The sequence below is a fragment of the Roseobacter sp. CCS2 genome (assembly GCF_000169435.1).
Lineage (GTDB): Bacteria > Pseudomonadota > Alphaproteobacteria > Rhodobacterales > Rhodobacteraceae > Yoonia.
The window spans coordinates 145648-170822 of sequence record NZ_AAYB01000004.1 but is presented as its reverse complement, the minus strand read 5'-3'; the positions used below and the strand labels follow the sequence as shown (position 1 = coordinate 170822).

The window sequence follows — 25175 nt, the reverse complement described above, 5'->3', positions numbered from 1 at the left end:
CGCTGCGTCACAATATGCAATCGACCAGTCGGGATGCGCGCAATGACCCAAATCGACTACACCCGCGCCGCGAAATACTTTCTGCTTCAGGATTTCTGGAAGGGTTTCAGCCTTGGCATGAAGTACTTCTTCTCGCCCAAGGCCACGCTGAATTACCCCCATGAAAAGGGGCCGCTCAGCCCCCGTTTCCGTGGCGAACACGCCCTACGCCGCTATCCCAACGGCGAAGAACGCTGCATTGCCTGTAAACTGTGCGAGGCCGTTTGCCCCGCCCAAGCCATCACAATCGACGCGGAACCGCGTGATGATGGCAGCAGGCGGACGACACGCTATGACATCGACATGACCAAATGCATCTACTGCGGTTTCTGCCAAGAGGCCTGTCCAGTAGATGCCATCGTCGAAGGCCCGAATTTCGAATTCAGCACCGAAACGCGGGAAGAGCTGTATTACGACAAGGAAAAGCTGCTTGAAAACGGTGACCGCTGGGAATCCGAGATTGCACGCAATCTTGAACTGGATGCGCCGTACCGATGACCAATACACCGACATATCCGTTCCCGGACGACCTCAAATCAGAGCTGATTGAGGAGATCGACGATATGGGCGCGGATTACGCAACCGGCACGCTTGACGCGATCTTGCTTGAGGCGAATGGAACGCTTGTTTCGCATGGTGTGACGAAAGACATGTACGAAGGTCAGGTAATTTCCGCACTGACGGCGGCGGATATGATTGCCGTGTCTTTGGGTCAGAAGCCCACGCTTTTGGATGCGGATCTTTTGGATGCAATATCTGGCCATGCCGCGGATTTGCAGGATACCGAAGGGGCCGCAGATTTGGCGGAACGCGCGCTGGTGATTATCACTGACCCGGATAATGACAATTTCGCTGATTGCACCGCAGACTTGCCCACCCGTGATGACCTGATCGCCCTTGTGACCCCCCTGTTGGATACGCTCGGCGCGGCAAAAGCGCAGTATCCCGGTGAATGGTCTGATGCCGTACTGGGTGCCGGAACCTTTGATATTACAATGGGCGATGATGATGACTGATCAGAACCCCTTTGATGCCATGATGAAGATGTCCCAGGATTGGGCCAAGTCGATGAATGTCGATATGGACACCTTTACGCCCAAAGGTTTCGAGGCGATGTGGCCGACCATGCCCGCCGAGGCGATGGAGATGTTCTTTGGTAACACAATGAACCCCGAGGGTCTGGATGCCAAAACGCGCCTGTTGTTGACGTTGGCCGGTTTGACCGTACTGGGCGCGCAGGCCGAAGCGCAGATCAGACTGACCATCCGCCATCTGGTCGAAGCAGGGGCCAAGAAACAAGAAATTGCCGAAGCGATTGCCCAGATGGGCATGTTCGCTGGCGTGCCAGCCGTGACCAAAGCCATGGAACTGGCCACCGACGTTTTAGAGAAGGACGACAGCACATGACCGTCTTCGCGTTTACATTTTACCTGTTTGCCGTGACGACCGTCACCGGTGGTCTGATGACCGTGGTCAGCCGCAACCCGGTGCATTCGGTGCTGTGGCTGATCCTCGCGTTTCTGTCGTCGGCTGGGTTGTTCGTGACTTTGGGCGCAGAGTTCGTCGCGATGCTGCTGATCATCGTCTACGTCGGCGCGGTAGCTGTGTTGTTCCTGTTTGTCGTTATGATGCTGGATGTCGATTTTGCCGAATTGAAAGCGGAAATGACAAAGTACCTGCCGCTTGGGCTGCTGATTGGCGTTGTGATCTTGATGCAATTGGCGCTGGCCTTCGGCGTCTGGGGCTTTGCCGATGGGGTAGAGGGGCGCATTGCAGCCCCGACAGGCGATCTGGATAACACCCGCGCGCTGGGTCTGCTGATCTATGATAAATACATCCTGCTGTTCCAGCTGTCCGGCCTGATCCTGCTGGTTGCCATGATTGGGGCGATTGTCCTGACGCTGCGCCACCGCGTGGATATCAAGCGCCAGAACGTGCTGGCGCAGATGTACCGTGATCCGGCAAAAGCGATGGAGCTGAAAGACGTGAAACCGGGGCAGGGTCTGTAAAGGCGTATGCGCACGCTGGCCATCATATCAACCGCTGCGATGCTGATCGCCAGTCAGGGCGATGCCCTGACGCTGGCCGATTGCAAACGCACAACCCATCCCAGCCATGGCGGTGAAATCCGTCATACGGATCTGGGCGAAGGTCGGGTGATGTGGATGGACTGGTGGTCGCAAGAGGGCACGGCCAAAGGCTTTTCCTTGGTCGAATGCGCCTCTGGCGAAATGCTGCGCTTTTGGAGCGCTGAGGAAAACATGGGCCGCCGCAGTGCGTTTGACCGCACTGACGATGCGATGGAGGTCTTGGACCGCCACCAATCCGGTGCCCGTGTGTTCGCGACGTTTGAGCGGATTGCGCATGATCTGAAATTCATTGCCCGCGATATCGCCATCACGACAGAGACAACAGAAAACTGCGCATGTGCCGCGGCTTACCCCGCCCTGCGTGGTGACAAGACAGAATTTATGCTGGCGGGCTAACCCGCTGCGACAGACAAGAAGACCGGGGCGAAACGCCTCAAAAGGAAGATACGTATGATCGGACTGGAACATTATCTCACGGTGGCCGCGGCCCTGTTTGTCATCGGGATCTTCGGATTATTCCTGAACCGTAAGAACGTGATCATCCTGCTGATGAGCATCGAATTGATGCTGCTGGCGGTGAACATCAACCTGGTGGCCTTCTCCAGCTACTTGGGCGATTTGGTGGGCCAGGTCTTTACCCTGTTTGTGCTGACCGTCGCCGCTGCCGAGGCCGCGATTGGCCTTGCGATCCTTGTGTGTTTCTTCCGCAACCGCGGGACCATCGACGTTGAAGACGTCAACGTGATGAAGGGCTGATCTGATGGAAACCATTATCCTCTTTGCCCCGCTGGTTGGCGCCATCCTGTGTGGATTTGGCTGGAAACTGATCGGTGAAACCGCCGCGCAGTGGACCGCGACAAGTCTGCTTTTCCTGGCGGCGATCCTGTCTTGGGTTGTGTTCCTGACGTTTGATCCCTCCGCGCATCCGAACGGCGCTTACACCGTCAACATCCTGCGCTGGATCGAAAGCGGCACGCTGTCCACCGACTGGGCCATCAAGATGGACCGTCTGACTGCGATCATGCTGATCGTAATCAACACGGTTTCGGCCCTCGTCCACCTGTATTCATTCGGCTACATGGCCCATGACGAGAACTTTAAAGAGGGTGAAAGCTATCGCCCCCGCTTCTTCGCGTACTTGTCGTTCTTCACTTTCTCGATGTTGATGCTGGTCACAGCCGACAACCTTGTGCAGATGTTCTTTGGCTGGGAAGGTGTGGGCGTTGCCTCATATCTTCTGATTGGTTTCTATTATCGCAAGCCGTCTGCCGGTGCTGCTGCGATCAAGGCCTTCGTGGTCAACCGTGTGGGTGACTTTGGTTTCGCATTGGGTATCTTCGCCCTCTACATGGTCACCGACAGCATCAAGTTTGATGACATCTTCGCCGCCATCCCTGATTTGCAAGACGCGACCATCACTTTCCTGTGGCGCGACTGGAATACGCTGAACCTAATCGCCTTCTTGCTGTTTATCGGCGCGATGGGGAAATCCGCGCAACTGTTCCTGCACACATGGTTGCCCGACGCGATGGAAGGCCCGACACCAGTATCGGCCTTGATCCACGCCGCCACCATGGTGACCGCCGGTGTGTTCCTTGTCTGCCGCATGTCGCCACTAATGGAATATGCCGAGGCGACCACGACCTTTATCGTGTTCCTGGGTGCGACAACCGCGTTCTTCGCCGCCACCGTTGGTCTGGTGCAGAACGATATCAAGCGCGTTATTGCATACTCAACCTGTTCGCAGCTGGGCTATATGTTCGTGGCTGCTGGTCTGGGTGTGTATTCGGTCGCGATGTTCCACCTGCTGACGCACGCGTTCTTCAAGGCGATGTTGTTCCTTGGGGCGGGCTCAGTCATTCACGCGATGCACCATGAACAGGACATGCGAAACTATGGTGGTTTGCGCCATAAAATCCCCAAGACGTTCTGGATGATGATGATTGGTACGCTGGCGATTACGGGCGTCGGTATCCCGCTGCTCTATGTCGGCTTCCCGATTGGCTTTGCCGGGTTCGTATCGAAGGACGCGATCATCGAAAGCGCCTATGCAGGCACCGCTGGCGGCTACGCCTTCTGGATGCTCGTTGTGGCGGCACTTATGACCAGCTTCTATAGCTGGCGTCTGATGTTCCTGACCTTCTACGGCACGCCGCGCGGTGATGCGCATACGCATGAGCACGCGCATGAAGCGCCGAATTCGATGCTGTTCCCGCTTTATATCCTCGCGATTGGCGCGGTCTTCTCTGGCATGGTTTGGTATGGGTCTTTCTTTGGGTCCAACGACAAGGTCGGCAAATTCTTTGGTGTGCCATACGCGGAGGCGTCCGAGCATGGCGAAGAAGCCGGCCATGGTGATGATGACCATGCAAGCGAAGAGGGCGGTCACGGCAAAGCCCACTACAACCTTGTCGGCGCACCGGGCGAAGGGGCCATCCACAACAGCCCTGACAACCACGTTTTGAACGACGCGCATGAGGTGCCTGTCTGGGTTAAGCTGGCACCGTTCTTTGCGATGCTCGCGGGCCTTGGTCTGGCCTATCAGATGTATATCCGCCGTCCCGATTGGCCCGCAAAGCTGGCCGCGCAGCAAGCGCCGCTGTACCAGTTCCTGCTGAACAAATGGTACTTTGACGAGATTTATAACTTCATCTTCGTCCGCCCCGCGTTCGCTTTGGGCCGCATCCTGTGGAAACAGGGCGACACCAAAACAATCGACGGTGGCATCAACGGTGTGGCCATGGGGATCGTGCCGTTCCTAACGCGGCTCGCAAGCCGTGCGCAGTCTGGGTACATCTTTAGCTATGTCTTTGCGATGGTCCTTGGGATCGCTGTACTTCTCACCTGGATGACGCTGTTTGGGGGAGCGAACTAATGGGTAACTTGCTTTCACTCACAACGTTCCTGCCCCTGTTGGGCGCGGTCATTCTGGCGCTGTTCCTGCGTGGCGATGATGAGGCCGCACAGCGCAACGCCAAATGGGTGGCGCTGGTCACAACGGCAGTGACGTTCATTTGTTCGCTGTTCATTCTGGCAAACTTCAACCCCGCTGACACGGGGTTCCAAATGGTGGAAACCCGTGAATGGTTGCTGGGTTTGCAATATAAGATGGGCGTTGATGGCATTTCGATTCTCTTCGTGATGCTGACCACATTCTTGATGCCACTGGTGATCGCGTCCTGCTGGGATGTGAAGGCGCGCGTCAAAGAATACATGATCGCCTTTTTGATCCTTGAGACACTTATGCTGGGCGTCTTCCTCGCCCTTGATCTGGTGCTGTTCTACCTGTTCTTTGAGGCTGGTTTGATCCCGATGTTCCTGATCATCGGCATCTGGGGCGGCAAGAACCGGATTTATGCATCCTTCAAGTTCTTCCTCTACACCTTCCTCGGCTCGGTTCTGATGCTGGTGGCGATGGTCGCGATGTTCTCTGCCGCGGGCACGACGGACATCCCGACATTGATGGCCTTCACGTTCGAGACTGAAAACTTCAGCATCCTTGGTGTGCAGATCATCGGTGGCATGCAAACGCTGTTGTGGTTGGCGTTCTTCGCCAGCTTTGCTGTTAAAATGCCGATGTGGCCGGTCCACACATGGTTGCCCGACGCGCACGTCCAAGCGCCAACGGCAGGGTCTGTGGTATTGGCGGCCATCCTGTTGAAAATGGGCGGCTACGGTTTCTTGCGCTTCAGTTTGCCGATGTTCCCTGTCGGGTCCGAAGTCATGGGACCACTGGTCCTAACCCTCTCGGCTATCGCGATTGTTTACACGTCGCTGGTGGCTCTCGTCCAAGACGACATGAAAAAACTGATCGCTTACTCGTCCGTCGCCCACATGGGTTACGTGACGATGGGCATCTTTGCGGTGAACCAACAAGGTATTGACGGTGCGATTTTCCAGATGATCAGCCACGGCTTTATCTCTGGCGCGTTGTTCTTATGTGTCGGCGTGATCTACGACCGAATGCACACGCGTGAAATCGACGCTTACGGCGGTCTGGTGAACCGGATGCCCGCCTATGCGCTGATCTTTATGTTCTTCACGATGGCAAACGTGGGTCTGCCGGGGACATCGGGTTTTGTCGGTGAATTCCTGGTGCTCATGGGCATCTTCCAGGTGAACACATGGATCGCGCTGTTTGCGACCTCCGGTGTGATCTTGTCAGCGGCTTACGCCCTGTGGCTTTACCGTCGGGTCGTGTTTGGCGACCTGATCAAGGAAAGCCTAAAAACCATCACAGATATGGGCACGCGCGAGCGGGTAATCTTTGCGCCGCTGGTCGCGATGACCCTGCTATTGGGCGTCTACCCCGCTCTTGTCCTCGACATTATCGGCCCAAGCGTGAACGCGCTGGTCGGCAACTATGAAACCGCGCTGGCGACCTTTGAGGCCGCCACGCAGTTTGCTTCGAATTAAGGAAAGCCCGTTATGATTGGCGCTGATATCCAAATCCTGATGCCCGAGCTTGTGCTGGCGGTCTATGCCATGGGCGCGTTGATGGTGGCCGTGTACACAACCAAAGACGGCATGGCGCCGCTGTTGACATGGGCGACATCGGGTCTGTTCGTGTTGCTGGCAGTTTGGATCGGGATCAACGGGCAGGGCACGAACATCGCCTTTGGCGGTATGTTCGTGGATGACGGGTTCGCGCGCTTTGCCAAGATCGTGATCCTGCTGTCGGCGGCGGCGGTCCTGCTGATGTCGGAAAGCTATATGCAGCAACGCGGGTTGTTGCGGTTTGAATACCCGATCCTTGTGGCCTTGGCCGTGGTGGGTATGATGGTCATGGTGTCGGCGGGCGATCTGATGGCGCTTTATATGGGCCTCGAATTGCAGTCGCTGGCGCTTTATGTGGTCGCATCCTTGCGCCGCGATAGTGTGAAATCAACCGAAGCGGGCCTGAAATACTTTGTCCTTGGCGCGCTGTCGTCTGGCCTTCTGCTCTACGGTGCATCGCTGACCTACGGCTTTGCAGGCACGACCCTCTTCGCAGGCATTATTGAAGCCACTGCAAATGAGCCTTCGCTGGGCCTGCTCTTTGGCCTCGTCTTCCTGATCGCGGGCTTTGCGTTCAAAGTCTCTGCCGCGCCATTTCATATGTGGACGCCGGACGTCTACGAAGGCTCGCCCACGCCGGTCACAGCCTTCTTCGCAACGGCGCCCAAAGTCGCGGCCATGGCGCTGTTCGCCCGCGTTGTGCATGACGCATTCGGGGGGATCGTCGGGGATTGGCAGCAGATTGTGGCGTTCCTGTCCGTCGTCTCCATGTTTCTCGGTGCGATTGCCGCCATCGGGCAGCGCAACATCAAGCGTCTGATGGCCTATTCCTCCATCGCGCATATGGGGTTTGCGCTGATGGGGCTGGCCGCTGGCACGGCCTTCGGCGTACAGGCGATGCTGATCTATATGGCCATCTATGTGACGATGAATATCGGTACCTTCGCTTTCATCCTGTCGATGGAACGTGACGGGCGGCCTGTGACCGATATCGACAGCCTCAAGATGTATTCCAAGCGCCAACCGCTGCGTGCGCTGGCGATGCTGGTGCTGCTTTTCAGTCTGGCTGGTGTGCCGCCCATGGTTGGCTTTTTCGGCAAGTTCTACGTGCTGCGCGCCGCCTATGATGGTGGGCTGGCATGGCTGGCGGTTGCCGGTGTGATCGCATCGGTCATCGGGGCCTTCTATTACATTCGCATCGTCTACTTCATGTACTTTGGCGAAGAGGGCGAGCAGTTGGACGGCAAGATGAACCCGGTCCTTTGGACCTTCCTGATGGGGTCTGCCGCGGTGATGTTGCTGGGTGTCGTGAACCTGTTCGGGATTGAGCCCGCGGCAGCGGCAGCGGCGGCAACGCTTGTCAACTGAGTTCCATGACCAAGGGCCGTGGCCGGAAGGCTATGCGCGCGTCGTGCTGGACACAGTCGACAGCACCATGGCCGAGGCTGCGCGAAGGGCAAAGAACCTTGAACGTCCCACGTGGATCATGGCGAAAACCCAGACAGATGCGCGCGGACGGCGCGGGCGTGAATGGGTGGTGCCAGAGGGTAATCTGAACGCCACATTGATTTTCCGACCCGAGGCGACAGCGGCAGAGGCCGCAAAGCGGTCATTCCTCGCGGCAAACGCGCTTTATCAGGCGCTGGCGATTTATGTGAATGTCGATAAGTTGGCGCTGAAGTGGCCCAATGATGTGTTGCTGTCAGGCGGCAAAGTTGCGGGCATCCTGCTGGAAAGCAGCGGGCAGGGCCCCTTTGTTGATTGGCTGTCGATCGGGATTGGCGTGAACCTACAACACACGCCCGAAGGTGTGACCGACACGCTGTTCCCGCCAACAAGCCTTGCTGATGGCGGTGGTGGTACGGTTGATCCACAGGATTTCCTGTTTACGCTTGCTGATGCCTATGCCACGCAAGAGGCCAAGCTGTTGCGCCTTGGCTTTGACCGGATCCGCGATGATTGGCTGGCGAGTGCCGCGCGATTGGGCGAGGTCATTACAGCGCGCACAACCCGCGAAGAAATCACGGGCATCTTCGATAGTATAGACCACGACGGCAACCTTGTGCTGATCACGGGCACCGGCCCCCGGGCGATCCCGGCCGCGGATGTGTTTTTCTAGAACGAAGGAGGCGACCCTATGCTTCTTGCCATCGACTGCGGCAACACCAACACCGTGTTTTCCATTTGGGACGGCAAAGACTTTATTGCCACATGGCGCACCAGCACCGAATGGCAGCGCACGGCTGATCAGTATTATGTCTGGCTGTCCACGCTGATACGGTTGGAAAACATGGACGTAGCCATCGACGAAGTGATCGTCAGCTCAACCGTGCCGCGCGTCGTCTTTAACCTGCGCGTTTTGGCGGATCGGTATTACAACTGCCGCCCCATGGTCGTGGGTAAATCCGATTGCCGTCTGCCAGCAGAGCCGCGTGTTGATACAGGCACGCAAGTGGGCCCGGACCGGTTGGTAAACACCGCAGGGGCTTATGACCGTTTTGGCGGTAACCTGATCGTTGTCGATTTCGGCACAGCCACCACCTTTGATGTGGTGGCCGAAGACGGCGCCTATGTGGGCGGTGTCATTGCCCCCGGCGTGAACCTGTCGCTAGAGGCCTTGCATAGCGCCGCTGCGGCCCTGCCGCACGTTGATATCACCAAACCACAAGCCGTGATCGGCACCAATACGGTCGCCTGCATGCAGTCCGGTGTCTTTTGGGGTTACATCGGCCTCGTGCGTGAGATATGCGCGCGGATCAAGGCCGAACGTGGCGTGCCAATGCAGGTGATATCCACCGGCGGTCTGGCCCCGTTGTTCCAACAGTCTGAACCGCTGTTTGATGCTTTTGAAGATGATCTGACGATGCACGGCCTGACCGTCATCCACCAATATAACAAGGACACCGCATGAGCGACCGCCTAATCTATCTGCCTCTTGGAGGTGCCGGTGAAATCGGCATGAACGCCTATGTCTACGGCTATGGTGAACCGGGCAAAGAGCGGCTGATCGTGGTCGATCTGGGCGTGACCTTCCCCGATATGGACGGCACACCGGGGGTCGATCTGATCCTGCCCGATATCGCCTGGCTGCGCGCGCGCAAGGCACAGATTGAAGGTATTTTTATCACCCATGCCCACGAAGACCATGTTGGCGCCATCGGCCACTATTGGGAACAACTGGGTGCACCGGTCTATGCCCGGCCTTTTACGGCCAACATCGCGCGGCGCAAGTTGGACGAACACGGACATCCCGAAAGCGTGGTCAAAGTCGTCGGTGTTTATCCCGAGATGATCAAATGTGGCCCTTTGACGGTGTCTTACCTGCCCATCAGCCACTCAATCCCCGAAAGCGCGGGCCTGCTGATTGATACACCTGAGGGCCGCGTGCTGCACTCTGGTGACTTCAAAATCGACGAAACCCCCGTCGTGGGCGACCCCTGGAACGAAGCACTTTGGGAAGAGGTGTCCAAGGATGGCGTCAAGGCGCTGATCTGCGACAGCACGAATGTGTTCTCGCGCGAACCGGGACGATCCGAGGCGACTATCGGCGACGCGATCACCGACATGATGAAAGAGGCGCAAGGCATGGTCGTGGCGACCACATTCGCCTCTAACATCGCGCGTTTGAAAACACTGGCGATTGCCGCACAAAAGGCCGACCGGTCGGTCGTGCTGCTGGGCCGTGCCATGCGGCGCATGGTCGAAGCGGCCACTGAGGTGGGTATCCTCAAAGGATTTCCATCTGTCGTGTCCCCCGAAGATGCGCTGCAAATGCCGCGTGAAAACGTAATGTTGCTGGTCACGGGCAGCCAAGGCGAACGGCGCGCGGCCAGCGCCCAACTGGCGCAGGGCAACTATATGGGGATCAAGCTGAAGGACGGGGATACGTTCCTGTTTTCATCCAAAACCATTCCCGGCAATGAACGGGGCGTGATCCGGATCATGAACCAATTGTCCGAACTGGGCGTGGACGTGATCGACGACGCAGGCGGCAAATACCATGTATCAGGTCACGCCAACCGGCCAGATCTAGAGCGTCTGCATCAGATCACCAAACCGCAAACCCTGATCCCCATGCACGGCGAACACCGGCATCTGCGCGAGCATGTAAAGGTGGGCAAATCCGCTGGACTGTCCGGGATCGTTGCCGTGAATGGCATGATGATTGACCTGTCGGGCAATCAGCCGACGGTGGCCGAATATATCGAAACCGGGCGCACTTATTTGGACGGTTCGGTCCAGATTGGCGCCTTGGATGGCGTGGTGCGCGACCGTATTCGCATGGCGCTGAACGGGCATCTGATCGTGACGCTGATCATCGATGAAAACGATGAACCGCTGGGTGATCCTTGGGTCGAAGCCAGCGGGCTGGCCGAGACTGGGCGCAACAATGCAGCCTTGGTCGAAGTGGTCGAAGAAGACCTGAGCCAATTTGTGAATCGCGCCAATGCAAAGACATTGCGCGACGATGTGAAGCTTGAAAAAGAGCTTAAGTCGATCGCACGACGCAGCGCGCAGGGTGAGATCGGGAAGAAGCCAGAGGTGACAGTGATTGTATCGCGGTTGGGGTGAGCCAAGGAACGCCTTTGCCGATGCACCCGGTTTGAGCCGGTAAAAACAAACACCCTATCGTCACAGTTTTGCCGATATGCTTTGCCTATCATCATCTCAGATAAGCATATGACTGAGGTGAATGAAGATGATCTGTAAATCCGCACCATTCGTTTTTGCAGCACTGACGCTGTCGGGCTGCATGATGACCGACGGCTCCACCCATCTTGTGGGCACTCAGGGCGGCAATAACGTCTATGAATTCAGCGTCACCAACTATGCCGATCCTGTAGGGGCGAAATCCTATGTTCCGCAACGGGATAACTTTGCGAGCCGGCTGTGCCCCCAAGGGTATCGCATCATTGACGAACGCAAAGGCGTAAAGATCACGCAGGCGGGTGTGCGACAGCTGTCAGAGAATGTTATTCGGATTTCTTGTCCGGCCTAAATATAGCCACCGCAGTCCATCAAGTCCTGCGCAATCAAAAAAGTGAAGAACGGGACCGGCTGTCAGGCAGCCAATCCCCGTGTATTGAAAACAAAAAGGGTGGCGCTACCCCTTCGCTCGCTCCGCAAAGCTCATCGCGATAAACGCTGGCGGCTCGTCGCCCATACCAACAACCTTGTGGCCATTGTCCCGGCGCTCGTTGTTGCCGCGACCACGTCCACCGCGGCCCCGCTCTTGGCGTGGCTTTTCGTCTGTTTTCGGCTCTGGCTTGGCTGCCTCGGCGGGCTGGGCTTCTTCGGCTTTCGGAGCGTCCGCTTTCGCCTCTGGTGCATCGTCTTTTTTGCGACGGCTGCGGGTCCGTTTGGGTTTTTCTTCAGCCTTCTCAGGCTCAGCAGTTGCGGGGGCTGCTTTGCCACCCGGCGCGTCCAAACGTGGGATCGTCTCTTTCACCAGGCGTTCCACATCTTCGAGGTTCTTTTCATCGCGCGGTACGCAAATCATGATCGCGGTGCCGGATCGGCCTGCGCGACCCGTGCGACCGATACGGTGCACATAGTCTTCGGCATGGCTGGGCACGTCGAAGTTAAAGACATGGGTCACTGCGGGAATATCCAGACCACGCGCAGCCACGTCAGAGGCGACAAGGATGCGCAATTCGTTGTCGCGGAATTTGTCCAGTGTTTTGGTCCGATGTGACTGATCCAGATCGCCATGGATCGGGGCCGCCTGATAGCCGTATTTATTCAATGACTTGGCCACGATATCCACGTCCGACTTGCGGTTGCAGAAGATGATCGCGTTTGTGCAGGCCTCGCCTTCGGCATCGATCAGTTTACGCAGCAATTCGCGCTTTTCAGAGGGTTCTTTGGGCTTGGCAGAGCCTTTGAACATCACAACACCTTGCTTGATGTTGGTGTTTGTGGTGGCCGCACGGGCCACTTCGATCTTGGCAGGGTTTGACAGGAATGTATTGGTGATACGCTCAATCTCGGGCGCCATCGTGGCGCTGAAGAACAGTGTCTGGCGGGTGAACGGCGTGCGTTTGAAGATTTCCTCGATATCCGGGATGAACCCCATATCAAGCATCCGGTCAGCCTCATCCACCACCATGATTTTCACATCCGTCAGGATCAGCTTACCCCGCTCCAGATGGTCCAGCAAACGGCCGGGGGTCGCGATCAGCACATCGACGCCTTTGTCGATGATCTTGTCCTGATCCTTAAAGCTGGTGCCACCAATCAGCAGGGCGCGCGACAGTTTGGTGTATTTCGCATAAGCATCGAAATTCTCGGCCACCTGGGCGGCCAGTTCGCGTGTCGGGGCCAGCACCAGTGAACGCGGCATCCGCGCCCGCGCACGACCACGGCCCAAAAGGGTGATCATCGGTAGCGTAAAGGCGGCGGTTTTGCCGGTGCCGGTCTGGGCAATCCCCAGAACATCACGGCCTTCAAGGGCAGGGGCGATTGCGCCCGCCTGAATGGGTGTCGGGGTGTCATAGCCGGTTTCAGTAACGGCCTTGAGAACCTTGGGGGCAAGGTTCAAATCAGAAAACTTAGTCATATACGTCCTATACATGCGGATCGGTCCGCATTTAAGTGAAAGGACGCATTGTGCCAAGCGTCCCGCGTCGTGGGCCTTTTCAAGCCGTAGGTGCCGATACCGGATAAGGCGCTGTGCGTCAAGATGAGCCCCGTTATGCCCCCACGTTCATTGGTTTTTCGCAGCCCGCGCGCGCATGATGGCAAAGCGGCGAAAGACGGTGCCGTCGTCTGTGTTCAGCGTGTTAAGCAGGTGGCGGGTGAGGTTGCCAATATTGGGTGCTCTTTCGGCGTCCCGCCAAAGGGGGGCCAGCAGATGTGCTTCTAGATCACCTTGCAGGACTGAGAAATCCCTCATCCCCATCGGCAAGGGCGATTTATTGCGGTTTTGAGTGCGAAACGGCTCTTGCGCGGCATTACCCGAAAAACAGCGCTCGGCCTCATAGATTTTCATCAGCGAAAACAGCATGTTCATGCGGGCGGCGAGGTTGCGGTCAGCCTCTGTTGTTCCATGTTCAGCAAATGTAATGACGGCCGAGATTAACCAGCGTGTCGGTAGGTTTTCCAGCAACCATGCCTCTTCTTCGGCCCACAGCCGCAGGAACAGGGCCGGTGCGCGATCAGGGTAGCTGTGCTTGCGCAGATGTGAAATCAGAAGGCCGTGTAACAAGGCCAGTTCACTATGACCTGCCAGTTCACCCAAAAGCATATGACGCTTCTTGTCCGTGCGGCTCAGGCCATCGGGGCGCGGCATCACCTGCGGGGGCAGGGGCATCGCGGCCAGCGCTTTGAAATCCACATCCTGCGACGGTAAATCCGCGCCCGTCAGCAAGGCGCGGCGCTTTTGATACTGCGGCAGCAAGGATGCGATGCCACCGGGGAAGGTTTCAGGCTTTTCGCTCAAACGTCTCTCCCTAAACCATCATCTCTTTCGTCGCTGTCAGCGTCACATCCGGGTAATCCCGTCCGACCCGGTCGATGTCCCATTGCAGCCGCGTCAGGAACACAGTGTCCCCGTCATTGTCGGTCGCGATGTGTTGTTTGTTGGCATCGGCGAATTTATCCACGGCGTCTTTGTCACCGGTCACCCAACGGGCCGAGGTGAACTGGGACACTTCAAACCGGACCGGCAGCCCGTACTCCATCTCAATCCGGCTGGCGAGCACCTCGAATTGCAAGGCCCCCACGACGCCCACGATGAAACCGGACCCGAAGGTGGGTTTGAACACTTTTGCGGCCCCTTCTTCGGCAAACTGCATCAGTGCCTTTTCAAGGTGCTTGGCTTTCATCGGATCACCCGCGCGGCAGGTTTGCAGCAGTTCGGGTGCAAATGACGGGATGCCGGACACACGCAGCGCCTCACCCTCGGTCAGTGTATCGCCGATGCGCAATTGGCCGTGGTTGGGGATGCCGATGATATCGCCCGCCCATGCCTCTTCCGCCAACTCACGGTCCGCTGCAAGGAATAGCACAGGGTTTGTGATCGCCATTTGCTTTTTGCTGCGCACGTGCGTCAACTTCATTCCACGTTCAAAGTGACCTGACGCCAAACGCAGGAACGCCACCCGGTCGCGGTGTTTGGGATCCATGTTGGCCTGCACCTTAAACACAAAGCCCGCAACTTTCTTTTCCTCGGGCGCAATATTGCGCGGCTGTGCGGTTTGCACCTGTGGTTCAGGGCCGTAGGTGGCCAGGCCATCCATCAGTTCCTTTACTCCGAACGAGTTCATCGCAGAGCCAAACCAGATTGGCGTCATCGACCCGTTGAGCAGTGCCTCGGGATCAAGCGTTGGCAGCAGTTCTTTTGCCATCTCAATCTCTTCAAGGAATTTTTCCAGCAGATGCGCAGGTACATGCTCTGCCAGTTTGGGATCATCCAAACCACTGATCTGGATACTTTCGGCGACCTTGTTACGGTCAGCACGATCCATGATTTCCAGCTTATCACGCAGGATGTCATAACATCCCATAAACTCGCGCCCCACGCCGATGGGCCAGGACGCAGGGGTCACATCAATCGCAAGGTTTTCCTGAATTTCATCAATAATCTCAAACGTATCGCGGCTTTCGCGATCCATCTTGTTACAAAACGTCAGGATCGGCAGGTCGCGCAGGCGGCAAACCTCAAACAGCTTTTGCGTCTGGCTTTCCACGCCCTTAGCCCCGTCAATCACCATGACAGCGGCATCAACAGCCGTCAGCGTGCGGTACGTATCTTCGGAAAAATCCGAGTGTCCGGGCGTATCCACCAGATTGAAGCGGTATTTTTCAAAATCAAATGACATGGCAGAGGCCGAAACAGAAATCCCCCGGTCCTTTTCCATCTGCATAAAGTCCGACCGCGTGCGCCGCGCCTCGCCCTTGGCGCGCACCTGTCCTGCCATCTGGATCGCGCCACCATAAAGCAAAAACTTTTCAGTCAGCGTCGTCTTGCCCGCGTCCGGGTGCGAGATGATCGCAAAGGTCCGGCGACGGGCGATTTCAGGGGGCAGGTCGGGGCGATTTGTCATGAGCCACGCTTTATGCGGTTGGGGCGCAAAGGGCAATCTTCGCGACGGGCTTAACCGAAGATTTGGGAGTTGTTGTTAAACCTCGCGATGGAGGGGTGCCATGCAACGTGCGACAATAACCTTATTCTTCCTGTTGAACCTTGCCGCCTGTGGTGGCGGGGGCGGTGGTGGTGGTGGCAGCGGCGTCGATCCGCGCCTTGCCCGATTGGATGTGTATGAAGCGCAAAAGTTGCGGGTTCTGGGGGATCCGGGGGCTGGCGTGATGGGAATGCCAACGACAAATGATGCAAACGTCCCAACTGCGGGGGCGCTGGATTTTTCCGGCTCTGGCACGATCCGGGTTGAGACGGGGACCGCGCCACTGGTTATTTTCGGCGATGCATCGCTGCGGGTTGATTTTGACAACGGTAACGCGACGGGTGCCATTGAAAACACCTTTGGAACAAACAGAACTGATGATGTGGTCGATTATGACGGCCGTATTTCCCTGCAAGGCAATACGGTAGGGCAAAATATGCCGTTAAACTATGCAGGTACACTGAGCGAGGGCGATCAAACCTTGGGATTTGATGGTACGCTTACTGCTGTTCTGCTGGGTAATCCGACCGCAGCGTTGTCAGGCGCAGATCTTGAGGCTGAGATTGATCAAAACGGTGTCATGCGCAGCGGCACGCTGGTCATCACAATGGAGGAAACTGATACACCCTAGCGGGATGACGCCTTGCGCAACAGCGATGCGGCAGTTTCATTCGGGATCAGGCTGGTGTTCACCTCATAGTCAAGGTGCGGCCTGTGGGCATGATCGGGTGAAGCCACACCAGCAGGCAATGCATGGCGTGTGTGCGGGCCGATCAGGTGGGATTCGGCACCAATGCCTTCAGCATAGATGATATGATGCTGATCAAAGATCAGTTGATAATAATCCACAAAACCGCCACGGCGGCGCAAGACCGTGCTGTGGTCGACCAAATGGCGCGCTTTGATCAACACCTCGGGACGGCCCGCCCCCAGATGATCCTCGCGCTGATAAATGAACAAGCGGTGGTCGGGGCGCACCACCAGATCGCGATCATTATGAAGCGTGCCTTTGGTGATCACGACTGGCGCAAAGCGTCCGGTGGCGCGCAACGTCGCTTGGCCGATATGGCGGATCGGTTGGCGGCCTGCGTCGCGCGTCAGCACCATATCACCCGCTGCCAGGGCCTCAATCGGGCGCATACGACCATCACCCATGGTAATGCGCGTACCCAACGCAAAAGACCCGCTGGCTGCTTCGGCAAAGCGGCGGGTGGCGGTGTGGCGCTCAATCCCGACAAGGCGATAATCAACCAAGGGCAAAAGTTCCCCCAATGGCAGCAAAAAGATGTCCGCCGCAGTGTTATCGTCGATTTCAACCAAGATCAGCGCCTCATGGGTGCTGCCATCGGGGGCCATCATGGTCAGGCAACTGTCCAGATGCACCGTATTTTGTGGTCCGCTGGCCAGACGCAGCCCTGTTTCGTCTGCAAGCAGATCAAGTTCGGTGGTTGATGCCCCGCTCGCCATCTCAAAGATATCGTCCATCACCAGCTCATCGGCGAATGACAGGGGTTCACCGCGCATCACACCACCGCTGACGGTAATCTGTGTGGCATGCAGGACATCAATAGTGATGGGGCGTTGGGGCATGGCAAAAGGGGTTACACTGCTGCGCCCGTCAGGCCAAGCCACAGAATTCTGTCCTGATGGGTTTGCTCAAGGCAATGTCGGATGCTAGGTCCAGATCAAGCAATACAGAAAGGACGGCCGATATGGATCTTGGGATTAAGGGAAAACGCGCACTTGTGTGTGCATCGTCAAAGGGTCTGGGACGTGGCTGCGCCGAGGCGTTGGCCGCGGCGGGCGTTGATCTGGTGCTGAACGCCCGCGGAGCCGAGGCGCTGGAAGAGACAGCGACACATATCCGCGATACCTATGGCGTTGATGTGGTTGCGGTGGCCGCAGATGTTTCAAGCTCAGACGGGCAAGCGACCTTGCTGGACGCCGCCAAAGGCGTCGATATTTTGGTAAATAACGCCGGTGGCCCGCCGCCGGGCCTGTGGTCTGACTGGGACCGGGATGATTTCATCGCCGCACTGGACGCCAATATGCTGGCGCCCATCGCGCTGATGAAAGCACTGATGCCAGGCATGATTGACAAAGGTTGGGGCCGGGTGGTGAACATCACATCCGGGTCAGTAAAAGCGCCAATCCCGCAACTGGGCCTGTCGAATTCCGCGCGCGCGGGACTGACCGGCTATGCTGCAGGCACCGCCCGTCAGGTGGCGCAGTTTGGCGTGAACGTGAACAACATGCTGCCGGGCATCCATGCCACTGACCGCGCGATCAGCCTTGATACGGGCGTGTCCAAGGCACAAGGCATCGACATGGCGCAGGCCAAAGCAAACCGCGAGGCGACAATTCCCGCCCGCCGCTATGGCACCAAGGAAGAATTCGGCGCGATGTGTGCTTTCCTGTGTTCACAGCATGCAGGCTTTATCGTGGGCCAGAACATCGTGCTGGACGGCGGCGCGATCAACGCAACCATCTGATGGCACAGGGTTTCAGCCTCAACGATCAGCTATTCAATCCAACAACAGTGGGGCAGTTGGGGCAACATTTCGAAAAGGCGGGCGTGTTCGCGTCCGCCCCTTTCGTGCAAGACGTCGTTTCGCAAATGGGCCCTTTGGCTTTGAAAGAGCGGATCAATCTGATCGCGCAGGTTTTGGCAGATTATCTGCCAGACGATTTTCCAAGCGCCAGCGACGCAATCCTGCGGGCATTGCCGCCACCACTGGACCCAAGCCTCAGCGATGATGATTTTGGCCATTTCATCTATGCGCCCTTGGGCGTTTACGTGGAAAAGCACGGGCTGGACGCGCATTTGTCACGTTCGCTGGACATGCTTACCGCGATCACACAGCGCTTTTCGATGGAGTTTTCGGTTCGGGCGTTCCTGAACCGTTGGCCGGATGAAACTTTGGCGCGGATGCGGGACGATTGGGCCTGCCATGACAGCTATCATGTGCGCAGGCTGGTCAGTGAAGGGACGCGGCCGAAACTGCCTTGGGGACAGGCCGTCGGACTTACACCTGCGCAGACCCTTCCTTTGCTGGATGCATTGCATGGGGACCGGACAAGATTTGTCACCCGATCAGTCGCCAACCATTTGAACGATATTACGAAAAAAGACCCAGATCTGGTGATTGATCGCCTGTCTGCTTGGCAAAAGGCAGGGGTGCAGGATGGCAAGGAACTGACATGGATGCGCAAACACGCGCTGCGCGGCCTGATCAAAGCCGGACATGCGGGGGCGATGGCGCATTTGGGGTATGACCATAATGTCAAACTCAGCTTGACGAATTTCGCGATCACGCCGGACACAGTTACGCGCGGCGATACGGCCGAAATTCGTATGACAATCACGCCGGAAACTGACGCGCCATTGATTATTGATTACGTGATTGATTTCATGAAGGCCAATGGCGCGCAGGCCCCAAAAGTCTTTAAATTGAAAGTGGTCGATGCCAAGGCCGGGGTGCCACTTGTCCTGACCAAGCGCCATGTCTTCAAGGATAATGCGACGACCTTTCGGCTTTATCCCGGGCCGCACCAGCTTCATGCCCAAGTGAACGGGCGGGTCATGGCGCGCCTGCCTTTCGTGCTGACCTGACCTTGCCCCGCCGTCCAACTGTTGTTAGGTGCGCTATACCTTAATGTTTTCGTCAGGGATACGCCCGCCCCCATGAACACCCCCCGCCTTGAGATCAGGAATATCGTCAAAGATTTTGGCGGCCGCCGGGTGGTTGATGACGTTAATCTCACGGTCATGCCGGGGCAGGTGACGTGCCTTTTGGGGCCGTCAGGCTGTGGAAAATCAACAACTTTGCGCATCATCGCCGGGGTTGAAAGCCAAGATACCGGGTCGATCCACGTTGATGGCAGGCTGGTCTGCGACAACGGCATGTCGCTGCCGCCTGAGCAACGCAATATCGGGCTGATGTTTCAGGATTTTGCGCTGTTTCCGCATCTGACCGTGGGCCAGAATGTGGCTTTTGGGTTGGCAGGCCGCAAGGTGACGGACCGGGTGCATCAATTGCTGGGCAAGGTCGGTATGTCATCCCACATTGATGATTACCCCCATCAATTGTCGGGTGGCGAACAGCAACGTGTTGCATTGGCCCGCGCGCTGGCCCCGCGCCCGCAGATCATGTTGATGGATGAACCATTTTCGGGCCTTGATGATCGCCTGCGCGATGATATCCGCGATGAAACACTTGAGGTGCTGAAAAGCGAAGGCACCGCTGTTTTGCTGGTCACGCATGAACCGGGCGAGGCGATGCGCATGGCCGATGAGATCGCGCTGATGCGCAACGGCAAGATCGTACAACGCGGTGCGCCTTACAACATCTACAACGCGCCCACAGATATTGATGCCGCCGCTTTCTTTAGTGATATCAATGTGATCAAAGGCAAGGTTGAGGGGGCATTGACCGATACGCCCTTTGGTCAGTTCCTTGCCCCTGGCGTCCCCGATGGAACAGATGTCAATATCGTGATCCGCCCACAGCACATCAAAATCGAATTTGACCGCGCCGGTCGCGGCCCCAGCCCAACACCCGCCGAAGGCACAGCCGCAAGGGGTGTGGTCGAACGGGCAAGGTTTATGGGGGCGTCAAGCCTGGTGGAATTCCGCATGGATTTCGACGGGTCAATTTTGAAAGCCGTGGTGCCATCGGTGTTCCTGCCCAAGCCCGGCATGCCATTGTGGCTGATGATCCGACGGGACCGATGTTTTGTGTTTGCGGATAGATAATGACGTGAAGCGCTAAGGTGCGCTTTGAGCCCGAAGTGCATGATGCTGCGGCCTGAACCAACGGCCGCTCTGATAATCTAGTTTGACGAATTGCTTTTGAGATCAAAGAAACTCTCGTGTCGCACCCCAATCGCTCATTGCGTTGAGAACGGGTATCAAAGACCTGCCATCTTTAGTGAGCGAATAGGTCACGCGCACAGGGACTTCTGCAACGACCTCTCGTTTGACGAGTTCATCGTCTTCAAGTTCTCGCAAAGACCGTGTCAGCATCCGATCAGAGGTTTGTGGCAGCAACCGCTTCAACTCGGAGAAACGCTTTTCGCCGGATACGAGATGAAACATCAATATGGGTTTCCATTTGCCTCCGATCACAGCGACCGTCGCCTCAACGGAGCACTTCTTTGGTGTATCCGGAACACCTTCACGCACATTCATGTAAGTTACTTCCTTTTCCGCAGGTAGCATGCAGTTCTGTAAATCCATACCTCGGCAGCACCGGAAAAACAAAAGGTTCTGATATGTCTCTTAAATCTAAAGCTGCTGCTACGGCTGCGGCACTCTCGCTTACATCGGGAACACCTGCTATCGCGAATGACGCTGCCGATCTCATCGCTGCATTCTACGAAGCTGCGGATACCACAACGAAACCCGCCGAAGATCTGTCGAAGTTCTTTGCCGACAGCTTCGTGGATAACAACCGCCCCGTCGTCGCACCTGATGGCGTTCCAGATCGCGGAGTTGCACTAAACTTGTTCACGGAACTGAAAATTGGCTTCCCTGATGCCAGTCACCGTCTCGATATGCTCCACCCAATCGGTGATGATATGGCCATGGTGTATTGGACTTTTGAGGGCACGAACTCCGGCCCCTTCTTCGGCGCACCCGCTAGCGGAAATGGAGTCTCTATTAACGGGGTAGACATTTTTCGCGTTGCGGATGGTCAATTTGTCGAGCAGTGGCACGTCGAAGAACTGATGTCGCTCTTTCAGCAGATTACGCCTTAAGCGCCCAATCGAAAGTAGAACCCAATACGACCAGTCATGATGGCTGGTCGTATTTGAATTGCAGACATTACTATCGTGATCGTGAATGTCGGTTTTGTCCGCACAACGGCTCTGAGCGTTTAACCGCTACTTCATCCGTCCCGCACGCCCGCCGCGTCTTTTGGCAATCTGACCTGCCCGCGCTGGCAGTTCTGCCATTACCGCTTTGCGCGCCTCTATCGTCATGCCCGACCACGCGCCGATCTCATCTATCGACCGCAAGCACCCGGTGCACAAACGGCTATTGGGTTCGATCACGCAGACTTTGACGCAAGGGCTGTCGATTTCGGCCCGTTTCCAGATACCGTCGGTGTTTTCAGGAATGTTCACGACGTTGCCTTTAAATGTGCCATGCGGTCCAGCATGCCTTGCAAGATATAACCGGCTGCGACGTGGTCAATGACCTCTGCGCGACGTTTGCGTGACGTATCCGCCTCGAGCAGCGCGCGTTCGGCGGCGACGGTTGATAGGCGTTCATCCCAGAAGGTGATCGGCAGGGGTGTCAGCTTTTCCAAATTACGCGCAAAGGCGCGCGTGGCTTGGCAGCGCGGGCCTTCGGACCCGTCCATGTTGCGGGGCAGCCCCAGCACAAGGCCAGTCACCAAACGGTGGGTTGTCAGCTCCAGCAGCTTGGCCGCGTCAACGCCAAATTTCTTGCGTTTGATCGTTTCCAATGGGGTGGCGACTGACCGCAACACATCAGACACAGCGACCCCAATCGTGACGGTCCCAAGGTCCAGGCCCGCAAGTGCGCCCCGGTCTGGGATTGCAGCGACAAAAGTTTCGGGTGTGTCGCAGATCATTCCTCAAGCACGCCTGCATCACGGGCCGCGTTGGTCAGAATTTCCATGCCGCGCATGCTGCTGACAAACACCTGTTGTGCCTCGGTCCAGACGGTGCGCGCAGCCTCTTGATCATCCAGCACACCGTAGGCCCGGATCAGGCGCGCCCAGTCCTGTGCGGGGCCGCCTTCGTTGGCTAGGCGACTGGCAAGACCGGAAACCATACCGCCGATCATGGCTTGGCGGTCTTCAATCGACAGATCAGATGCGGCATCCATTTGTTCAAAGGACGGACCGCGTGCCTCTGGCACCGCATATTCAACGCCGGCACGGAAGGCCGCATCGCTGACTTGCGAACGGGCACTGGCGATGTGAAAGTTATTGGGGTCGCCGGTTTCAATGATATCGCGCCACAGGCGCAGTGCCAGATCAGGACGATCGGTTTGATTATAAAGCGCCCCCAGATAGTAACGCGCCGCCGTATTCTGTTCGTCCCGGTCAAAGATCTGGCGGATCACCTCTTCGGCCTCGGGTGAGACCAGGCCACCGGCGGCCACGACTTTGAGGTCAAGCAGGCGCTGCAAATCGGCAATGTCGGTCGCGTCGCCTTTGATCACATTGACTTGGCGCTGCGCGCCGGCGGCACCGGCATAGTTGCGCAATTCAACCTCATGAAAGGCAAGGCGGGACCAAGCCTCAAGATCATCGGGGCGTGTTGGGGCGATGATGCGCAACTGTTCAATCGCTTCGCGATACTCAGCGGGCACTTCGACAGGGGGCGGGGCGGGGGCTGCGGCCTCAAGCGCGGCTTGTGACGGGCGGTTCGCGCGCATGTCTTCGCTGGCGGCCAGACGCGCCTGCAAGGGCAGGTCAGGATAGCCGGGGGCGCCAAGCATCCAGTAGGTGCCAAACCCCAGCCCCAGCATGATCACGGCAATTGCGGCAGACAGCCAGCGGGTTGGGGGCGAAACCCCGGCGGGTGCCGTTGCCGCCTTGTCAGCGGCCAGCAAACGGCGGGCCACTTCGGTGCGCGCGCGTTCTGCTTCGTCAGGGGCCAGCAGATCACGTTCCAGATCACGGTCAATTTCGGCCAGTTGCGCGCGGTAAATGGCAATATCGGGGTTGTCATCGCCAATATCTTTTGGCCGTAATAAAGGTGTCACTATCAACGCTGTCACCGCGAGCGTCATTACCGCACAAACAAGCCAGAAAATCATCAGTTTCGCGTCCTCTATTGGGCGATCACATAACCCCCCAATGCCCCTATGAAAAGGGCCTGCGACGCGATGACAATTCACGACATCGCCAGCATGTCGTAAAAGGCGAAGTATACGCCGCTGAGAGGAACCTCTTGGACCCAGCGAAGGTCCAGATAAGATGCCAAGGCGTCACCCGCTGATCACAAGGATTCTAGACCCCGATGAAACGCTATTCCGCTTTTGCAATCGCCAAAGAAGCCATGCGCCAACACACCGGCTGGGACCGGGCGTGGGCGAAACGAGAGCCGAAGACAAAATACGATGTGATTATCGTGGGCGCTGGCGGGCACGGATTGGCAACGGCGTATTTTCTGGGCAAGAATTTCGGGATCACCAATGTGGCGATTTTGGAAAAAGGCTGGCTTGGCGGCGGGAACACCGGGCGCAACACGACGATCATCCGCTCCAACTATCTGCAAGATCCGTCAGCGGCGATCTATGAAAAGTCCCGCTCGCTTTACGAAACGATGAGCCAGGACCTGAACTATAACGTCATGTTCAGCCCGCGTGGCGTGATCATGCTCGCCCAAACCCAGCACGAGGTGCGCGGCTATAAGCGAACAGCGCACGCCAACGCCCTGCAGGGCGTGACCACCGAATGGATTGATCCTGCGCGGGTGAAAGAACTGTGTCCGATCATGAACATTGATGGGCCGCGCTACCCGGTCCTTGGGGGGCTCTGGCAGGCCCGCGGCGGCACAGCGCGGCACGATGCGGTGGCTTGGGGCTATGCCCGCGCCTGCTCTGACATGGGTATGGATGTGATCCAGCAATGCGAAGTGACGGCGGTTCGTCAGCAGGGCGGCAAGGTTGTCGGTGTCGATACGACGAAAGGGCCGATTGATTGCGATAAGCTGGGGATGATCACGGCAGGCCATTCCGGTGTAATGGCGCAGATGGCGGGTTTCCGTTTGCCGATTGAAAGCGTGGCCTTGCAGGCGTTGGTGTCGGAACCGATCAAGCCTGCCATGGATATCGTGGTGATGGCGAACACGGTGCACGGCTATCTGTCGCAATCCGACAAAGGCGAGATGGTCATCGGCGGCGGCACCGACGGTTACAACAATTACACACAGCGCGGGTCGTTCCACCATATCGAAGAAACGGTACGCGCCTTGGTCGAAACTTTCCCCATGCTGGCGCGGCTTAAGATGCTGCGGCAATGGGGCGGGATCGTGGATGTAACCGGCGACCGTTCACCCATCCTGTCGAAAACGCCGGTCGATGGCGTCTTTGTCAACTGTGGCTGGGGGACTGGCGGGTTTAAGGCGATCCCCGGCTCAGGCTGGGCGATGGCAGAACTGATGGCGAAGGGACAATCACCGCTCACGGATGAATTCAGCATGTTCCGCTTTCGCGAAGGGAAATTCATTGATGAAAGCGTCGCGGCCGGGGTGGCGCACTGATGCTATTCAAGCGTATCAACCAGTTCCTTGGGCCAAACGAGACCGTACTTTGCGGACTGCTCGGAGCATTCATAATTTTGTCGATGGGGTATCTTGTTAGCTCGTTGACTTATGATGCTGATTGGTCGGCAAGATTTGGATGCCTTTGCGTCGTTTATGGTTTGTTGCTGCTAGTTCT

The 25175-nt window shown here is 57.2% G+C and carries 27 protein-coding genes; 19 read left to right on the top strand and 8 right to left on the bottom strand.

The window, feature by feature from the left end; genetic code table 11:
• The first annotated feature begins 42 nt into the window (after window positions 1–42).
• The 13 genes from nuoI (at window position 43) to RCCS2_RS14065 (ending at window position 11625) form a co-directional block, all read left to right on the top strand.
• Complete coding sequence (nuoI, locus tag RCCS2_RS14125; RefSeq protein ID WP_037294259.1) at window positions 43–537, top strand: NADH-quinone oxidoreductase subunit NuoI; 495 nt, start codon at window positions 43–45, stop codon at window positions 535–537.
• On the top strand, window positions 534–1055 hold the full coding sequence (locus tag RCCS2_RS14120) for a hypothetical protein (protein ID WP_008235374.1): 522 nt from the start codon (window positions 534–536) through the stop codon (window positions 1053–1055). Before nuoI ends, RCCS2_RS14120 begins: the two co-directional genes overlap by 4 nt.
• Window positions 1048–1446 carry a carboxymuconolactone decarboxylase family protein gene (locus RCCS2_RS14115; RefSeq protein WP_156788566.1) on the top strand — a complete coding sequence of 133 codons (399 nt, stop codon included), beginning with the start codon at window positions 1048–1050 and terminating at the stop codon, window positions 1444–1446. The genes RCCS2_RS14120 and RCCS2_RS14115 overlap by 8 nt, the downstream gene beginning before the upstream one ends.
• On the top strand, window positions 1443–2048 hold the full coding sequence (locus tag RCCS2_RS14110; protein ID WP_008235372.1) for an NADH-quinone oxidoreductase subunit J: 606 nt from the start codon (window positions 1443–1445) through the stop codon (window positions 2046–2048). The genes RCCS2_RS14115 and RCCS2_RS14110 overlap by 4 nt, the downstream gene beginning before the upstream one ends.
• 6 nt (window positions 2049–2054) lie before the next feature.
• Window positions 2055–2525 (top strand): hypothetical protein, encoded by a 471-nt coding sequence (locus RCCS2_RS14105; protein WP_008235371.1) that lies wholly within the window; start codon window positions 2055–2057, stop codon window positions 2523–2525.
• Between the two features lie 54 nt (window positions 2526–2579).
• Window positions 2580–2885 carry an NADH-quinone oxidoreductase subunit NuoK gene (gene nuoK / locus RCCS2_RS14100; RefSeq protein WP_008235370.1) on the top strand — a complete coding sequence of 102 codons (306 nt, stop codon included), beginning with the start codon at window positions 2580–2582 and terminating at the stop codon, window positions 2883–2885.
• A gap of 4 nt (window positions 2886–2889) precedes the next feature.
• Window positions 2890–5004 carry an NADH-quinone oxidoreductase subunit L gene (gene nuoL / locus RCCS2_RS14095; protein WP_008235369.1) on the top strand — a complete coding sequence of 705 codons (2115 nt, stop codon included), beginning with the start codon at window positions 2890–2892 and terminating at the stop codon, window positions 5002–5004.
• Entirely contained in the window at window positions 5004–6545 is a 1542-nt protein-coding gene (locus tag RCCS2_RS14090) for an NADH-quinone oxidoreductase subunit M (RefSeq protein ID WP_008235368.1), read from the top strand. The genes nuoL and RCCS2_RS14090 overlap by 1 nt, the downstream gene beginning before the upstream one ends.
• Window positions 6546–6557: 12 nt before the next feature.
• Window positions 6558–7994, top strand: coding sequence for an NADH-quinone oxidoreductase subunit NuoN (gene nuoN, locus RCCS2_RS14085; protein ID WP_008235367.1), 1437 nt, complete (start codon window positions 6558–6560; stop codon window positions 7992–7994).
• Window positions 7984–8745, top strand: coding sequence for a biotin--[acetyl-CoA-carboxylase] ligase (locus RCCS2_RS14080; protein ID WP_037294231.1), 762 nt, complete (start codon window positions 7984–7986; stop codon window positions 8743–8745). Before nuoN ends, RCCS2_RS14080 begins: the two co-directional genes overlap by 11 nt.
• Window positions 8746–8763: 18 nt before the next feature.
• The gene (locus RCCS2_RS14075; RefSeq protein ID WP_008235365.1) at window positions 8764–9537 is read left to right on the top strand and encodes a type III pantothenate kinase; all 774 of its coding nucleotides are present in this window, start codon (window positions 8764–8766) and stop codon (window positions 9535–9537) included.
• Window positions 9534–11198 (top strand): ribonuclease J, encoded by a 1665-nt coding sequence (locus RCCS2_RS14070; protein WP_008235364.1) that lies wholly within the window; start codon window positions 9534–9536, stop codon window positions 11196–11198. Before RCCS2_RS14075 ends, RCCS2_RS14070 begins: the two co-directional genes overlap by 4 nt.
• A gap of 127 nt (window positions 11199–11325) precedes the next feature.
• Window positions 11326–11625: a hypothetical protein gene (locus RCCS2_RS14065; protein WP_156788560.1), complete on the top strand. Its 300-nt coding sequence runs from the start codon at window positions 11326–11328 to the stop codon at window positions 11623–11625.
• Between the two features lie 105 nt (window positions 11626–11730).
• Here RCCS2_RS14065 and RCCS2_RS14060 read toward each other — a convergent pair whose 3' ends face one another.
• From RCCS2_RS14060 to RCCS2_RS14050, 3 genes are all read right to left on the bottom strand, one after another.
• Entirely contained in the window at window positions 11731–13185 is a 1455-nt protein-coding gene (locus RCCS2_RS14060) for a DEAD/DEAH box helicase (protein WP_008235362.1), read from the bottom strand.
• A 147-nt stretch (window positions 13186–13332) separates the two neighbouring features.
• On the bottom strand, window positions 13333–14067 hold the full coding sequence (locus tag RCCS2_RS14055; protein WP_008235361.1) for a hypothetical protein: 735 nt from the start codon (window positions 14065–14067) through the stop codon (window positions 13333–13335).
• Between the two features lie 10 nt (window positions 14068–14077).
• Window positions 14078–15673 (bottom strand): peptide chain release factor 3, encoded by a 1596-nt coding sequence (locus tag RCCS2_RS14050; protein WP_008235360.1) that lies wholly within the window; start codon window positions 15671–15673, stop codon window positions 14078–14080.
• A 100-nt stretch (window positions 15674–15773) separates the two neighbouring features.
• On the opposite strand from RCCS2_RS14050, the gene RCCS2_RS14045 reads away from it, so the two are divergent.
• Window positions 15774–16382 (top strand): hypothetical protein, encoded by a 609-nt coding sequence (locus RCCS2_RS14045; protein WP_008235359.1) that lies wholly within the window; start codon window positions 15774–15776, stop codon window positions 16380–16382.
• Here the strand turns inward: RCCS2_RS14045 and RCCS2_RS14040 are convergent.
• Entirely contained in the window at window positions 16379–17341 is a 963-nt protein-coding gene (locus RCCS2_RS14040; RefSeq protein WP_008235358.1) for a Hint domain-containing protein, read from the bottom strand. The genes RCCS2_RS14045 and RCCS2_RS14040 overlap by 4 nt on opposite strands.
• 122 nt (window positions 17342–17463) lie before the next feature.
• On the opposite strand from RCCS2_RS14040, the gene RCCS2_RS14035 reads away from it, so the two are divergent.
• The 3 genes from RCCS2_RS14035 to RCCS2_RS14025 all read left to right on the top strand — a co-directional run bounded on the left by RCCS2_RS14035 (window position 17464) and on the right by RCCS2_RS14025 (window position 20507).
• Complete coding sequence (locus RCCS2_RS14035) at window positions 17464–18243, top strand: SDR family oxidoreductase (protein ID WP_008235357.1); 780 nt, start codon at window positions 17464–17466, stop codon at window positions 18241–18243.
• Entirely contained in the window at window positions 18243–19364 is a 1122-nt protein-coding gene (locus RCCS2_RS14030) for a hypothetical protein (RefSeq protein WP_008235353.1), read from the top strand. The genes RCCS2_RS14035 and RCCS2_RS14030 overlap by 1 nt, the downstream gene beginning before the upstream one ends.
• A gap of 72 nt (window positions 19365–19436) precedes the next feature.
• Complete coding sequence (locus RCCS2_RS14025; RefSeq protein ID WP_008235351.1) at window positions 19437–20507, top strand: ABC transporter ATP-binding protein; 1071 nt, start codon at window positions 19437–19439, stop codon at window positions 20505–20507.
• A 102-nt stretch (window positions 20508–20609) separates the two neighbouring features.
• Here RCCS2_RS14025 and RCCS2_RS14020 read toward each other — a convergent pair whose 3' ends face one another.
• Window positions 20610–20972 (bottom strand): winged helix-turn-helix transcriptional regulator, encoded by a 363-nt coding sequence (locus tag RCCS2_RS14020; RefSeq protein ID WP_232204279.1) that lies wholly within the window; start codon window positions 20970–20972, stop codon window positions 20610–20612.
• 53 nt (window positions 20973–21025) lie between these two features.
• On the opposite strand from RCCS2_RS14020, the gene RCCS2_RS14015 reads away from it, so the two are divergent.
• The gene (locus tag RCCS2_RS14015; RefSeq protein WP_008235347.1) at window positions 21026–21511 is read left to right on the top strand and encodes an ester cyclase; all 486 of its coding nucleotides are present in this window, start codon (window positions 21026–21028) and stop codon (window positions 21509–21511) included.
• Window positions 21512–21637: 126 nt separating this feature from the next.
• Here RCCS2_RS14015 and RCCS2_RS14010 read toward each other — a convergent pair whose 3' ends face one another.
• Genes RCCS2_RS14010 through ccmI form a run of 3 tightly spaced genes read right to left on the bottom strand, consistent with a single transcriptional unit; the run spans window position 21638 to window position 23549 of the window.
• On the bottom strand, window positions 21638–21880 hold the full coding sequence (locus RCCS2_RS14010; RefSeq protein WP_008235346.1) for a DUF1289 domain-containing protein: 243 nt from the start codon (window positions 21878–21880) through the stop codon (window positions 21638–21640).
• On the bottom strand, window positions 21877–22353 hold the full coding sequence (ruvX, locus tag RCCS2_RS14005; RefSeq protein WP_008235345.1) for a Holliday junction resolvase RuvX: 477 nt from the start codon (window positions 22351–22353) through the stop codon (window positions 21877–21879). Before ruvX ends, RCCS2_RS14010 begins: the two co-directional genes overlap by 4 nt.
• On the bottom strand, window positions 22350–23549 hold the full coding sequence (gene ccmI, locus RCCS2_RS14000; RefSeq protein ID WP_008235344.1) for a c-type cytochrome biogenesis protein CcmI: 1200 nt from the start codon (window positions 23547–23549) through the stop codon (window positions 22350–22352). Before ccmI ends, ruvX begins: the two co-directional genes overlap by 4 nt.
• A 203-nt stretch (window positions 23550–23752) precedes the next feature.
• On the opposite strand from ccmI, the gene RCCS2_RS13995 reads away from it, so the two are divergent.
• Window positions 23753–24997, top strand: a complete 1245-nt coding sequence (locus RCCS2_RS13995; protein ID WP_008235343.1) for a sarcosine oxidase subunit beta family protein — start codon at window positions 23753–23755, stop codon at window positions 24995–24997.
• Window positions 24998–25175: the final 178 nt, after the last annotated feature.

What these genes read in the sequence shown, in the direction of transcription:
- nuoI (WP_037294259.1), top strand. Translation starts at nt 43, where the DNA reads ATGACCCAAATCGACTACACCCGCGCCGCGAAATACTTTCTGCTTCAG.
- RCCS2_RS14120 (WP_008235374.1), top strand. Translation starts at nt 534, where the DNA reads ATGACCAATACACCGACATATCCGTTCCCGGACGACCTCAAATCAGAG.
- RCCS2_RS14115 (WP_156788566.1), top strand. Translation starts at nt 1,048, where the DNA reads ATGACTGATCAGAACCCCTTTGATGCCATGATGAAGATGTCCCAGGAT.
- RCCS2_RS14110 (WP_008235372.1), top strand. Translation starts at nt 1,443, where the DNA reads ATGACCGTCTTCGCGTTTACATTTTACCTGTTTGCCGTGACGACCGTC.
- RCCS2_RS14105 (WP_008235371.1), top strand. Translation starts at nt 2,055, where the DNA reads ATGCGCACGCTGGCCATCATATCAACCGCTGCGATGCTGATCGCCAGT.
- nuoK (WP_008235370.1), top strand. Translation starts at nt 2,580, where the DNA reads ATGATCGGACTGGAACATTATCTCACGGTGGCCGCGGCCCTGTTTGTC.
- nuoL (WP_008235369.1), top strand. Translation starts at nt 2,890, where the DNA reads ATGGAAACCATTATCCTCTTTGCCCCGCTGGTTGGCGCCATCCTGTGT.
- RCCS2_RS14090 (WP_008235368.1), top strand. Translation starts at nt 5,004, where the DNA reads ATGGGTAACTTGCTTTCACTCACAACGTTCCTGCCCCTGTTGGGCGCG.
- nuoN (WP_008235367.1), top strand. Translation starts at nt 6,558, where the DNA reads ATGATTGGCGCTGATATCCAAATCCTGATGCCCGAGCTTGTGCTGGCG.
- RCCS2_RS14075 (WP_008235365.1), top strand. Translation starts at nt 8,764, where the DNA reads ATGCTTCTTGCCATCGACTGCGGCAACACCAACACCGTGTTTTCCATT.
- RCCS2_RS14070 (WP_008235364.1), top strand. Translation starts at nt 9,534, where the DNA reads ATGAGCGACCGCCTAATCTATCTGCCTCTTGGAGGTGCCGGTGAAATC.
- RCCS2_RS14065 (WP_156788560.1), top strand. Translation starts at nt 11,326, where the DNA reads ATGATCTGTAAATCCGCACCATTCGTTTTTGCAGCACTGACGCTGTCG.
- RCCS2_RS14060 (WP_008235362.1), bottom strand. Translation starts at nt 13,185, where the DNA reads ATGACTAAGTTTTCTGATTTGAACCTTGCCCCCAAGGTTCTCAAGGCC.
- RCCS2_RS14050 (WP_008235360.1), bottom strand. Translation starts at nt 15,673, where the DNA reads ATGACAAATCGCCCCGACCTGCCCCCTGAAATCGCCCGTCGCCGGACC.
- RCCS2_RS14045 (WP_008235359.1), top strand. Translation starts at nt 15,774, where the DNA reads ATGCAACGTGCGACAATAACCTTATTCTTCCTGTTGAACCTTGCCGCC.
- RCCS2_RS14040 (WP_008235358.1), bottom strand. Translation starts at nt 17,341, where the DNA reads ATGCCCCAACGCCCCATCACTATTGATGTCCTGCATGCCACACAGATT.
- RCCS2_RS14035 (WP_008235357.1), top strand. Translation starts at nt 17,464, where the DNA reads ATGGATCTTGGGATTAAGGGAAAACGCGCACTTGTGTGTGCATCGTCA.
- RCCS2_RS14030 (WP_008235353.1), top strand. Translation starts at nt 18,243, where the DNA reads ATGGCACAGGGTTTCAGCCTCAACGATCAGCTATTCAATCCAACAACA.
- RCCS2_RS14025 (WP_008235351.1), top strand. Translation starts at nt 19,437, where the DNA reads ATGAACACCCCCCGCCTTGAGATCAGGAATATCGTCAAAGATTTTGGC.
- RCCS2_RS14020 (WP_232204279.1), bottom strand. Translation starts at nt 20,972, where the DNA reads ATGCTACCTGCGGAAAAGGAAGTAACTTACATGAATGTGCGTGAAGGT.
- RCCS2_RS14015 (WP_008235347.1), top strand. Translation starts at nt 21,026, where the DNA reads ATGTCTCTTAAATCTAAAGCTGCTGCTACGGCTGCGGCACTCTCGCTT.
- ruvX (WP_008235345.1), bottom strand. Translation starts at nt 22,353, where the DNA reads ATGATCTGCGACACACCCGAAACTTTTGTCGCTGCAATCCCAGACCGG.
- ccmI (WP_008235344.1), bottom strand. Translation starts at nt 23,549, where the DNA reads ATGATTTTCTGGCTTGTTTGTGCGGTAATGACGCTCGCGGTGACAGCG.
- RCCS2_RS13995 (WP_008235343.1), top strand. Translation starts at nt 23,753, where the DNA reads ATGAAACGCTATTCCGCTTTTGCAATCGCCAAAGAAGCCATGCGCCAA.